Source organism: Aquabacterium sp. (assembly GCF_016234775.1).
Classification (GTDB): Bacteria; Pseudomonadota; Gammaproteobacteria; order Burkholderiales; family Burkholderiaceae_C; genus Aquabacterium.
In genome coordinates, this window is the sequence record NZ_JACRAH010000049.1 from 18,074 (window position 1) to 29,892 (window position 11,819).

The following is an 11,819-nucleotide window of genomic DNA, read 5'->3' on the forward strand; positions in this document are numbered from 1 at the left end:
GGACGTGATGACGGCAGACTTTCCCAACCTCACCGTGGTCGATCACCCCTTGGTCCAGCACAAGCTGACCTGGTTGCGCAGCGTTGACACCAACACCGACAGCTTTCGCAACCTGCTTCGGGAAGTCAGTCAGATGCTGGTCTACGAAGCCACGCGCGATCTGCCCACCGAGTTGCAATCCATCACCACACCCATCACGACGATGGACTCGCCCGTCATCAGCGGCAAGAAGCTGTGCATCATCTCCATCCTTCGGGCCGGCAACGGCATGCTGGATGGCGTTCTGGCGCTGCTGCCGCTGGCTCGCGTCGGTCACATCGGCCTGTACCGAGATCCTGAGACGCTGGAGCCCGTCGAGTACTACTTCAAGGTGCCGTCAGACATCGCTGATCGCCAGGTCATCGTGGTGGACCCGATGCTGGCCACCGGCAACTCGGCCGTCGCTGCCATTGACCGCATCAAGGAGGCCGGCTGCGTCAGCATCAAGCTGCTCAGCCTGCTGGCGGCACCAGAGGGCGTGGCCAACATGCATCGGCACCATCCGGATGTGCCCATCGTCACGGCAGCGCTGGACAGCCACCTCAACGACCACGGCTACATCGTGCCCGGTCTGGGTGATGCAGGGGATCGGATCTTCGGCACGGTTTGACTGACAGGAGCCCGCCGTGTTTGACCTCATTGTTCGACATTGCACCTTGCCCGATGGTCGCAGCGATCAGGACATCGGCATCCAGCAGGGCCGCATCGTGGCGGTGCACCCTGCCATGGCCGCCACTGCGGCGCAGGAGATCGATGCGGCAGGGTATCTGGTAAGCCCGCCCTTTGTCGATGCCCATTTCCACATGGACTCGACCTTGAGCTACGGGCAACCTCGGGTCAATCAATCCGGCACCTTGCTGGAAGGCATCGCCTTGTGGGGGGAATTCAAGCCGCTCCTGACGCAAGAAGCCATCGTCGATCGGGCCTTGCAGTATTGCGACTGGGCTGTCGCCAGGGGTTTGCTGGCCATACGCTCTCATGTGGACATCTGCGACCCACGCCTGCTGGCCACGCAAGCCCTGCTGCATGTGCGAGAGAAGGTCAAACCCTATCTGGACCTGCAACTGGTGGCCTTCCCGCAAGATGGTGTGCTGCGAAGCCCTCAGGCATTGAGTCAATTGAAGCGCGCGCTGGACATGGGCGTGGACGTGGTCGGCGGCATCCCGCATTTCGAGCGCACGATGGCCGATGGCACCGAGTCTGTCCGCATCCTGTGCGAACTGGCCGCAGAGCGCGGCCTGCGCGTGGACATGCATTGCGACGAAACCGATGACCCCTTGTCACGCCACATCGAGACCCTGGCTTTCCATGCGCAACGGCTGGGTCTGCAGGGCAGGGTGGCGGGCTCGCACCTCACTTCCATGCACAGCATGGACAACTACTACGTGAGCAAGCTGCTGCCCTTGATCAAAGAGGCTGGTGTGGCGGCCATTGCCAACCCCTTGATCAACATCACGCTGCAAGGCCGGCACGACAGCTACCCCAAACGACGCGGCATGACCCGCGTGCCCGAGATGCTGGCCAGTGGCATCGACGTGGCCTTCGGGCACGACTGCGTGATGGACCCCTGGTACAGCCTGGGCAGTGGCGACATGCTGGAAGTTGCCCACATGGGGCTGCATGTGGCACAGATGACCGGGCAAGCCGCCATGCGCCAGTGTTTTGAGGCTGTGACCACAACGCCTGCCCGCATCCTGGGGCTGGACGGTTACGGGCTGGAGCCTGGTTGCCATGCCGATCTCGTCTTGCTGCAAGCGCGAGACCCGGTGGAAGCCATTCGCCTGCGCGCCAACCGCCTGGCCGTGATCCGGCGTGGTCAGGTGCTGGCACGCACGCCGCCCCAGGTGGCCACTTTGAGCGTGCCGGGGCGCCCCGCGAGCGTGTCGTTCAGCCTGTGAGGCTGCTGCCGCCAGTCGATTTCTCTCAAGCCTGTGCTATGCTTTCGGTCTTCACGCTAGATGCCCTGGTGGTGAAATTGGTAGACGCGCCGGATTCAAAATCCGGTTCCGCAAGGAGTGCCGGTTCGAGTCCGGCCCGGGGCACCACCCAAGCGAACGTTCTGTTGCGCTTGTTTTCCCAAGTACATCCGTTCAAGCCAGCCAGGCTGCAAAGCAGTGGGCCGCAGCAGTGGGTCGCACCAGGTCTTTGTCTGCCTGCGACAATACCGCCATGAACTATCCCACGCTCGAAGACGCCATCGGCAAGACCCCGCTTGTACGACTCCAGCGCGTGCCTGGCGCCGCCTGCGACGCCCGAGGCAACGTCATCCTGGCCAAGCTGGAAGGCAACAACCCGGCTGGCTCCGTCAAGGACCGCCCCGCGATCAACATGATCCGCCGAGCCGAAGAGCGCGGCGAGATCAAGCCCGGCGACACCCTCATCGAGGCCACCTCCGGCAACACGGGCATCGCCCTGGCCATGGCCGCGGCGATCCGTGGCTACCGCATGATCCTCATCATGCCGGAAGACCTCAGCATTGAGCGCGCGCAGACCATGAAGGCCTTCGGCGCCGAACTCATCCTCACGCCCAAGAGCGGTGGCATGGAGTACGCCCGCGATCTGGCCGACCAGATGGTGCGCGAAGGCAAGGGTGTGGTGCTCGATCAGTTCGCCAACCCGGACAACCCGTCCGTTCACTACGACACCACCGGCCCCGAAATCTGGGCCGACACGCACGGCCGCATCACCCACTTCGTGAGCGCCATGGGCACCACCGGCACCATCACCGGCGTATCGCGTTTCCTCAAGGAAAAGAACGCTGATGTGCGCATCGTGGGTGCACAGCCGCAGGACGGCTCGCGCATCCCAGGCATCCGCAAGTGGCCCGAAGCCTATCTGCCCAAGATCTACGAGCCCAGCCGCGTGGACGAACTCATCTACGTGAGCCAGACCGATGCGGAAGACATGGCGCGCCGCCTGGCGCGTGAAGAAGGGCTGTTCTGTGGCATCTCGGCGGCAGGCGCCTGTTGGGCGGCCCTGCAATTGGCGCAGAATCTCAGCAACGCCACGATCGTGTTCATTGTTTGCGACCGAGGCGACCGCTATCTCTCGACGGGCGTCTTCCCCGCCTGATTGTTGTTGATCACCCGGACTCAGCCATGGACATCCATAAAGAACTCGACGCCCGCGGCCTGACCTGCCCCTTGCCCATCCTCAAGGCCAAGAAGGCCCTGTCGGACATGCACAGTGGTGAAGTGCTCAAGGTGCTGGCCACCGATCCCGGTTCGGTGCGGGACTTCCAGGCCTTTGCCCGCCAGACCGGCAATGATCTGGTCGATCAGCAGGCCCAGCAAAGCGAAGGCCGCGACGAGTACATTCACTACCTGCGCCGTCGCTGAGCGCTGGTTCCCGCGCAATCGGACGGGTGTGATCAGACCAGCAGATCGCCACCTTGCGGTGGTGCCTGCAAACCCAGGTGCCTGAACGCCGCAGCCGTCGCGATGCGGCCGCGTGGTGTGCGCTGCAAGAAGCCTTGCTGAATCAGATAAGGCTCGATCACATCTTCGATCGTTTCGCGCTCTTCGCCAATGGCCGCAGCCAGGTTGTCCAGGCCAACAGGCCCGCCATCGAAGCGATGGATGATGGCCTCCAGCAGCTTGCGGTCCATCACATCGAAGCCCAGCGGGTCCACATCCAGCATCGCCAGGGCCTTGTCGGCCATCTCACGCGTGATGCGGCCGGTGCCTTTGACCTCGGCATAGTCACGCACACGGCGCAGCAGGCGGTTGGCAATGCGTGGCGTGCCACGTGAGCGGCGGGCCACTTCAATTGCACCTTCCGGATCGATCGGGGCGCCCAGCAAACGGGCAGAGCGCGTCACGATGCGCTGTAGCTCCTCCGCTGTGTAGAACTCCAACCGCGCCACGATGCCGAAGCGATCGCGCAACGGGTTCGTCAGCATGCCGGCGCGGGTCGTGGCGCCCACCAGCGTGAAGGGCTGCAGATCCAACTTGATCGAGCGCGCCGCCGGGCCTTCCCCGATCATGATGTCGATCTGATAGTCCTCCAGCGCCGGGTAGAGGATTTCCTCGACCACGGGGCTGAGGCGATGGATCTCGTCGATGAACAGCACGTCGTGCCGCTCCAGATTGGTCAGGATGGCAGCCAGATCCTTTGGTTTTTCAAGCACGGGGCCGGAGGTCTGCCGCAGGTTCACACCCAGTTCGGTCGCAATGATGTGGCTGAGCGTGGTCTTGCCCAGGCCAGGAGGGCCAAACAGAAGCACGTGATCCAGCGCTTCGCCGCGCTTGCGGGCCGCACCGATGAAGATCTCCAGTTGCTCGCGAGCCTTGGCCTGCCCCACGTACTCATCCAGGTCCTTGGGGCGCAGTGCCCGCTCGATCGCATCCTCGTTGGGGGAAGACACAGATGGCTCCACCACACGTGCGTGCGCCTCGAAAGGCAGGTTTGGTGCGGTGGTTTTGCCCTTGCGAGCTGGCGCGAAATCGTCGGTCTGGATGCTCATCGTCTGATTATCCTTCCCAGAGAGGTGTTGCGCTGGGGCAACGGTAATCCTTTTGGATTGGGGTTTATGACAACCCTGTCACTACCAAAACAGGAAAAGTCTGCTGCAATGCGAGCTAGTTTCAGCGGGCGCTCTGAGGGTTTCGATCCACAAGCAACGCGAGGTGAATACACCCGTGCCTCATATAACAAACCGCTGAGGCCTCTGGTTCAACTTTGGAGAAGTCAATGAAAAAGACTCTGCTGGCTCTGGCTGCCCTGGCTGCCACTTCTGCATCTTTCGCTCAATCTTCCGTGACCCTGTACGGCGTGCTGGACGCTTCGCTGGAAAGCGTCAAGGGCACCAACACCACGACCAAGGTTACCTCCGGTAACCTGGCCACTTCGCGCCTGGGTTTCAAGGGCACCGAAGACATCGGTGGCGGCTTGAAGGCTAACTTCGCTTTGGAAGGTGCTGTGTCGGTTGATACCGGCGCTGCAGCTTCGACCTTCTGGGATCGTCAAGCCTGGGTTGGCCTGGCTGGTGGCTTCGGTGAACTGCGTCTGGGTCGCACTGACTCGTCGATCGGTGACATCGCTGGCAACGTCCTGAGCGCACAAGCTTATGACGACCTGAAGATGGCAACGCGCGCTGGTAACGAGTATCGCCGCGCCAACAACGCCATCACCTACATTCTGCCCACCCTGGTTCCTGGTCTGTCTGCACAACTGCAGTACTCCACTGGCGCCGGCACTGCTACGACTACGCAAGCGGCTGGCACAACGCCCGCTGGCGAAGCGGCCGGTTCTAGCGAAGGCAAGACTTATGGCCTGAACGTGAAGTACGTTGCCGGCCCCCTGTCGGCTGGCGTGGGTTACCTGAACGCCAAGGATGAAACCATCAACGCTACCGTCAAGGACAAGGCTAACGCCACCCTGGTTTACGCTGGCTATGACTTCGGCGTGGCCAAGGTCACCGGTTACTACGACGCTGAAACCAGTTTCGTTGGCGGCAAGCGTAAGACCGTCTTGGGTGCCAAGGTTGCTGTGCCTGTGGCTCCTAACTTCACCGTGATCACTGGTCTGTCGACCCTGCGTAACATCAACGGCGACACCGACGGTGATGACAATGCCCAGGTCACCACGATCAAGGCCATTTATGACCTGTCCAAGCGCACGGCTGTGTACGGCATGTTGACCAACGTGAACAACGGCGATGCTACCGATCTGGGCAGCAACTTCGTCACGACGGCTGACAAGAAGACCAACCGCGGTATCGCTGTTGGCGTGCGTCACGCTTTCTGATATTCGTCAGAAATCGTGATTCCAGAAAAGGGGCTTCGGCCCCTTTTTTTCGTCTGTAGAGTGCCAATTCCCTTGTCGTCTATTGGCTACACATAGCAAAAACCTGGGGACTGGCTCCGACTGTTTCAGTAACAATGCTTTGCACCCCCCGGTTCAAGGGGGAATCAAGGAGATTCAAGATGCAAAAAACCGTTCTGACCAAAGCCGTCGCGGTTGCTCTGGCCACACTCGGCGCAGGCGCAGCCTTCGCCCAATCTAGCGTCACCATTTACGGCAACCTGGACGTTGCGGTGGACAGCGTCCATAAGGGGCAAGGCGATGTCGCGGCCAGCACCCTGTTTTCCACGCTTGCTGCAAACTCAGCCTCATTCAATAGCGGTTTTGTTGCAAAGAGCTCGGTTACACGAGTGACCTCCAGTATTTCCTCAGTGAACGCCTTAGGTTTCAAGGGAACCGAAGACATCGGTGGCGGCTATAAGGCAGGGTTCGTTCTGGAAGGTCAGTTCCAGCTTGATACGGGCGCGCAAAGCGGTCAGGATGGCCGGATGTGGGGGCGTCAGGCTTTTGTTGGTTTGACCACGCCATATGGTGAGGTTCGCCTTGGTCGGCAATATGCGCCGATGTTCTATGCGTTTGCCACAGCAACTGTCGAGGCACTTGGTGGGGCAGACATCATGGGTTCGGGGTTGATTGTGAACAACCTGCAGGTGCGTCAAGACAATCAGGTTAGCTATTGGTTGAAGGCTGGTGATTTGACTGCCGCCCTGTCCTTTAGCCCTAACGCTGGCGTGGATCGTTATCTGTCATCTACGCGCATGCCCACGACCGTTAATTCGGGCTCCGCTGGTAGCACAGCAGGTAGCAATACAGGGCAAATCGCGGGTGGGGCTTCCGCCGGTACTGAGTCGGCTGATACCGGTGGTCGTGGTCGCTCAGTCGGTGTGTACTTGAACTACAACGTCGATCCCGCGTTGATGGTGAACTTTGGTTATCACAACAACAAGTTTGGTAACGCGACGCTGATTACTGGATCCGGCTCGGCTCTTTACACGCCATTGGCGGAGTTGGATAAATACTCTGCCTACTCATTGGGTGCAAAGTATGTGGTCCCAGGTGCGGGTACGCAGTTGGCCGGCATTTATCACCTCGGCAAGTTCTCCAACGATAGTGGTCAAGTTGGCGGTCCCAAAATCAGTACGCTGGCGTTGGGTGTCAAACACCCGATTGACAAATTCGCTGTAGGTGCCGAATTCGCCTATTCGAAGTTCACGAACTTCACGAAAGGCAAGGATACGTCACTGATGCTGATGGGTGACTACAACTTCTCCAAGCGTACCAAGGTCTATCTGCGTGCAGGGTATGTCAAGGACAGCGCCGGTGATGCAGCTGCAACTGGGTCCGGCGTCAATGTCGTGGGTGGGCCGCTGCCATTGCTGACGGGCTTTGGGTCGGTGGAAACGCCATTCTTCTCAGCCGCTGGTGCCAACATCGACGCGACCACTCGTGTGGTGGCCGTCGGTATCCGCCATCAGTTCTGATCAGCCTGAGCTGAGCAACAAAAAAACCGCTTTCGGGCGGTTTTTGCTTTCCAGGCTGGTTGAAAGGCAAGCCTGTCAACCAGCACTTTCGCCCATCGTTTCACGCGGGCAGCAACTTCTCCAGCTTGAACAGGTCGGCCACAGCCTCGCGTTCGCGCACCACCCATACCTGCTTGCCGTCCACCATCAACTCCGCGGCGCGGCCGCGCGTGTTGTAGTTGCTGGCCATGGTCATGCCATAGGCGCCGGCTGACAGCACGGCCAGCACGTCGCCAGCCTGCACGCTCAACTGCCGGTCGCGGCCCAGCCAGTCGCCCGACTCGCACACAGGCCCCACGACATCCCAGGTCTGCGCGCTGCCTTCGCGCTGCTGCGTGTTGACAATGCCCATGTAGGCCTCATAAAGCGCGGGGCGCATGAGGTCATTCATGGCGGCGTCAACGATGCAGAAGTTCTTCTTCTCTCCGGGTTTGAGGAACATGACCTCGGTCAGCAACACGCCTGCATTGCCCACCAGCGAGCGCCCCGGTTCGAACACCAGTTCACGGTGGCCGTGACCGCGCGCATCAATCTTGGCGAGCAACTGACCGATCAACTCGTCGGCGCCGGGCGGTGTTTCATCGGTGTAGGTGATGCCCAACCCGCCACCAAGGTCCAGATGGTGGATCTGGATGCCCGCAGCCTCAATGGCCTCGACCAGGTCCAGCACGCGATCAAGTGCATCCAGGTAGGGTGAGACGTCGGTGATCTGCGACCCGATGTGGCAGTCGATGCCCACCACATCGATGCCGGGCAAGGATGCGGCGCGCTTGTAGCTGGCAATGGCCTGCTCGTGGGCCACACCAAACTTGTTGCCCTTCAGGCCTGTCGAGATGTAGGGGTGCGTACCCGCGTCCACGTCCGGATTGACGCGCAGGCTGACGCGCGCACGTTGCCCCAGCGCCGACGCCACTTCCGACAGTACTTCAAGCTCGGCCGTGCTTTCCACGTTGAAGCAGCGCACGCCGGTTTCAATGGCCAGTTTCATCTCCGCGCGTGTCTTGCCCACGCCGGAGAACACCACCTTGCTCGGATCGCCGCCCGCAGCCAGCACGCGAGCCAGCTCGCCTGCCGAGACAATGTCAAAGCCGCAGCCGGCCTTGGCAAAGGTCTGCAGCACAGCCAGGTTGGAGTTGGCCTTGACGGCGTAGCAAACCAGGTGCGCGCGTCCCGTCAGTGCACGCTGATAGGGGGCCAGAGCAGCCAGCATGGCGCGGCGCGAATAGACGTACAGCGGGCTGCCATATTGGCGAACCAGGTCGCGCAGCGACACGTCGTCCATGTACAGGTCCGAGCCTTGGTAGGCCAGATAGGGGGAGCCGGGCAGGTTCATTTGGATGTGCTGGATGTAGGGGTGGAGGCGGCGTTGGCTGGTGCTGGGAGATACAGCGGCCCTTTTTGGCCGCAAGCCGCCAGCGAGCCGCTCAAGAGGGCCAAGGCTGACAGACCGAGCGCAAGGGCAAGGCTAACCCTGCCGGAGGTCATTTTCCGATCACAAGGCCCAGCGAGTCGCGCGGACTTGGCCTTGTTGCCTAGAATTTGGGTGTTCTGCATCATGCTCACATTCTAAGGAAGTCACCATGTCCCTCATCGACGCCCCTTCGGGCTTGACCGACGCGCAGTACGACGCTGCCATCCAGGCGACCCTGGCGCGCATCGAAAGCACGGTGGACAAATGGCTGGAGGATGATGTCATCGACATCGATACTGCCAGATCGGGGGGTATGTTGACCCTGACGCTGCCCAATCGTAGCCAGTTGATTGTCAATGCGCAGCCGCCCCTGCAGGAGCTCTGGTTGGCGGCACGACGCGGTGGTTTTCATTTCAAGCTGGATGCGCAGGGGCGCTGGCTGGATACCCGCGGCGGCGATGAGTTCTTTGCCCTGCTGTCGGGTTGCGCCAGCGAGCAGGGCAAGCCAGGCCTCGTGTTCTGACGGGAGGTTTGGCGCTCGACTTACTCGGGCTTCCCGCCAAACAGGTTCAGGATGCCTTTTTTCTCTTCGGCAGAAACGGGCTCCGAGCTGCCTTCGGGTGGCGCGTCCGTGTTGTCCGGGCCCAGCTCCTTCACGCCTGTGCCCGAGGTGTACTCTTCGTAGAACCACTCTCCACCCACGTTGACCACGCCTTCCGGTGGCAGGGGTTCTTCCACGGGCGCATTGCGCAGGGCGGTTGCCATGAAGTCGATCCATACGGGCAGCGACAGGCCGCCACCTGTTTCCTTGTCACCCAGCTTGCGAGGCTGGTCATGCCCGATCCATACAACGGCCACGTTATGGGCGGTGTAGCCGGCAAACCAGGCGTCCATCGAGTCGTTGGTGGTGCCGGTCTTGCCGTACAGGTCAGGGCGTTTCAGCGTGGCTTGCGCCTTGGCTGCCGTGCCTGAACGGGTTATTTCCTGCAGCAGGCTGCTCATGATGAAGGCGTTGCGGGCATCAATGGCGCGCATGCTCTCGTCGAGTTGGGCTGGGCGATATTGCGCCAGCGTGTGGCCGCGCCTGTCCGTGACCTTGAGCACCAGCATCGGGTTGACGCGGTACCCGCCGTTGGCAAACACCGCGTAGGCATCGGCCATCTGCATGGGTGTGACCGAGCCGGCGCCCAGTGCCATGGTCAGGTAGGCCGGGTGTTTGTCGGCTTCGAAGCCGAAGCGGGTGACCCAATCCTGCGCGTACCTCGCGCCAATGGAGCGCAGCACCCGGATGGAAATCATGTTCTTGGATTTGGCCAGGCCCTTGCGCAGTTGCATCGGCCCTTCAAATTTGCCGTCGTAGTTCTTGGGCTCCCAGGCTTGCCCACCTGTTGTGCCGGCATCGAAGAACAGCGGGGCGTCGTTGACCACGGTGGCGGGTGTAAAGCCTTTTTCCAGCGCAGCGGAGTAGATGAAGGGCTTGAAGCTGGAGCCCGGTTGTCGCCAGGCCTGGGTCACGTGGTTGAACTTGTTGCGACCGAAGTCGAAGCCGCCCACCATCGCGCGAATCAAACCGGTGCGCGGGTCCATCGAGACAAAGGCGCCTTCCACCTCGGGCAACTGCTGGACGTACCACATGCCCTGTTTGTCCTTGTTGACGCGTACCACCGCACCACGGCGAATCTGTAATTTCGGGTTGGCCTTGTCACTCAGGGCGCCGCCTACCGCTTTGAGCCCTTCGGGGCCGATGTCGATCTGCTCGCCCGATTGCAGGGCGACTACCAGCTTGCGGGGTTCGGTGTGCAGCACCACTGCTGCGCGGATGTCTTCACTGTCTGGGTGTTCTTCCAGGGCTTCGGCCACACGCACGTCAATCTGTTTGGGGTCGGCCGGCAGGTCGATGTAGGCTTGCGGGCCGCGCCATGCCTGGCGGCGATCGAAGTCCAGCAGGCCTTTGCGCAAGGCTTTGTAGGCGGCAGTCTGCTCGACCATGTTGATCGAGGTGTAGACGTTCAGCCCCCGTGAGTAGGCCTCATCGCCATATTGCTCGTGCATCAGGGCGCGCGCGGCCTCCGCGGCGTATTCCGCATGAACGGGAATGGGTGCTTTGGTGCGGTAGTGCAACTGCTCTGCCTTGGCTTCGTCGCGCTGTTCCTTGCTGATGAAGCCGTTTTCGAACATCCGGTCGATGATGTACTGCTGGCGGATGGTGGCTCGCTTGGGGTTGCGCACCGGGTTGTAGGCCGATGGCGCTTTGGGCAGGCCAGCCAGCATCGCGGCTTCGGCAATGGAAATATCCTTGATGGGTTTGCCGAAATACGTGTCACATGCAGCGGCGAAGCCGTAAGCCCGCTGCCCCAGGTAAATCTGGTTCATGTAGAGCTCCAGGATCTGGTCCTTGCTCAGCAGGCTTTCAATCTTCAGGGCGAGCAGGATCTCGTAGATCTTGCGGGTGAAGGTTTTTTCGGTCGGCAGGTAGAAGTTGCGGGCGACCTGCATCGTGATGGTGGAGGCCCCCTGGCTGCGAGATTCCCCGAAGTTGGCCAGCCCGGCGCGCAGTACACCCACGTAGTCCACGCCGCCATGTTTGTAAAACCGGGCATCCTCAATGGCCAGCACCGCATCGCGCATGACTTTGGGGATTTCCGAAATCGGCAGGAAATTGCGTTTCTCTTCGCCAAATTCCCCAATCAAAACCAGATCGGCCGAGAAAACCCGCAGCGGTATTTTCGGTTGATAGTCAGCCAAACCCCGAACTTCCGGCAAATTGGGGTAGGCAACGGCCAGGCCGATACCAGCCAGCAATACGGCGCTCAACAGGCCCGCCAGGCCCAGTCCCGCCAGCGCAACCAGGGGCTTGACGATCCACTGCATCCACCAGGCGGGTTGCCTTGACGAGGCCGAGGGGCCAGAACGGGTGTGCTTGTTTTGTTGATCGGTATCGCTCATGGGGACTTGCCGTAGAAGGTCTGCCGATTATAGAAACCCTTGTCTGTCTCCTCCGTGCACCACCCCGATCCACTGATCCGATCGCAATTTGTTGGTTT

At 61.0% G+C, this 11,819-nt stretch carries 11 protein-coding genes and 1 tRNA gene; 8 read left to right on the forward strand and 4 right to left on the reverse strand.

All coding sequences use genetic code 11. The features are described 5' to 3' along the window. Positions 1-7 precede the first annotated feature (7 nt). From upp to HY836_RS14840, 5 genes are all read left to right on the forward strand, one after another. On the forward strand, positions 8-649 hold the full coding sequence (gene upp / locus HY836_RS14820; RefSeq protein WP_290677316.1) for a uracil phosphoribosyltransferase: 642 nt from the start codon (positions 8-10) through the stop codon (positions 647-649). Positions 650-665: 16 nt separating this feature from the next. Then, positions 666-1,937, forward strand: a complete 1,272-nt coding sequence (locus HY836_RS14825) for an amidohydrolase family protein (protein ID WP_290677319.1) — start codon at positions 666-668, stop codon at positions 1,935-1,937. Positions 1,938-1,999: 62 nt separating this feature from the next. Then, positions 2,000-2,084 (forward strand) — tRNA-Leu (locus HY836_RS14830). Positions 2,085-2,208: 124 nt separating this feature from the next. Then, positions 2,209-3,111, forward strand: a complete 903-nt coding sequence (gene cysM / locus HY836_RS14835) for a cysteine synthase CysM (protein WP_290677322.1) — start codon at positions 2,209-2,211, stop codon at positions 3,109-3,111. A 26-nt stretch (positions 3,112-3,137) separates the two neighbouring features. Then, positions 3,138-3,377 (forward strand): sulfurtransferase TusA family protein, encoded by a 240-nt coding sequence (locus tag HY836_RS14840; protein WP_290677325.1) that lies wholly within the window; start codon positions 3,138-3,140, stop codon positions 3,375-3,377. A 32-nt stretch (positions 3,378-3,409) separates the two neighbouring features. On the opposite strand, the gene ruvB is transcribed toward HY836_RS14840, so the two are convergent. Beyond that, positions 3,410-4,504 carry a Holliday junction branch migration DNA helicase RuvB gene (gene ruvB / locus HY836_RS14845; protein WP_290677327.1) on the reverse strand — a complete coding sequence of 365 codons (1,095 nt, stop codon included), beginning with the start codon at positions 4,502-4,504 and terminating at the stop codon, positions 3,410-3,412. A 227-nt stretch (positions 4,505-4,731) separates the two neighbouring features. Here ruvB and HY836_RS14850 point away from each other — a divergent pair, with 227 nt between their 5' ends. Next, positions 4,732-5,787, forward strand: a complete 1,056-nt coding sequence (locus HY836_RS14850; protein WP_290677329.1) for a porin — start codon at positions 4,732-4,734, stop codon at positions 5,785-5,787. A gap of 179 nt (positions 5,788-5,966) precedes the next feature. Further along, positions 5,967-7,325, forward strand: a complete 1,359-nt coding sequence (locus tag HY836_RS14855) for a porin (RefSeq protein WP_290677331.1) — start codon at positions 5,967-5,969, stop codon at positions 7,323-7,325. Between the two features lie 100 nt (positions 7,326-7,425). Here HY836_RS14855 and lysA read toward each other — a convergent pair whose 3' ends face one another. Further along, the gene (lysA, locus tag HY836_RS14860; RefSeq protein ID WP_290677334.1) at positions 7,426-8,697 is read right to left on the reverse strand and encodes a diaminopimelate decarboxylase; all 1,272 of its coding nucleotides are present in this window, start codon (positions 8,695-8,697) and stop codon (positions 7,426-7,428) included. Further along, a complete protein-coding gene (locus tag HY836_RS19020) occupies positions 8,694-8,921 on the reverse strand; it encodes a lipoprotein (RefSeq protein WP_367114714.1) in 228 nt (75 codons plus the stop codon). The genes lysA and HY836_RS19020 overlap by 4 nt, the downstream gene beginning before the upstream one ends. 23 nt (positions 8,922-8,944) lie before the next feature. On the opposite strand from HY836_RS19020, the gene cyaY reads away from it, so the two are divergent. Further along, a complete protein-coding gene (cyaY, locus tag HY836_RS14865) occupies positions 8,945-9,298 on the forward strand; it encodes an iron donor protein CyaY (RefSeq protein WP_290677338.1) in 354 nt (117 codons plus the stop codon). 20 nt (positions 9,299-9,318) lie between these two features. On the opposite strand, the gene HY836_RS14870 is transcribed toward cyaY, so the two are convergent. Next, a complete protein-coding gene (locus tag HY836_RS14870) occupies positions 9,319-11,721 on the reverse strand; it encodes a penicillin-binding protein 1A (protein ID WP_290677341.1) in 2,403 nt (800 codons plus the stop codon). Positions 11,722-11,819 lie beyond the last annotated feature (98 nt).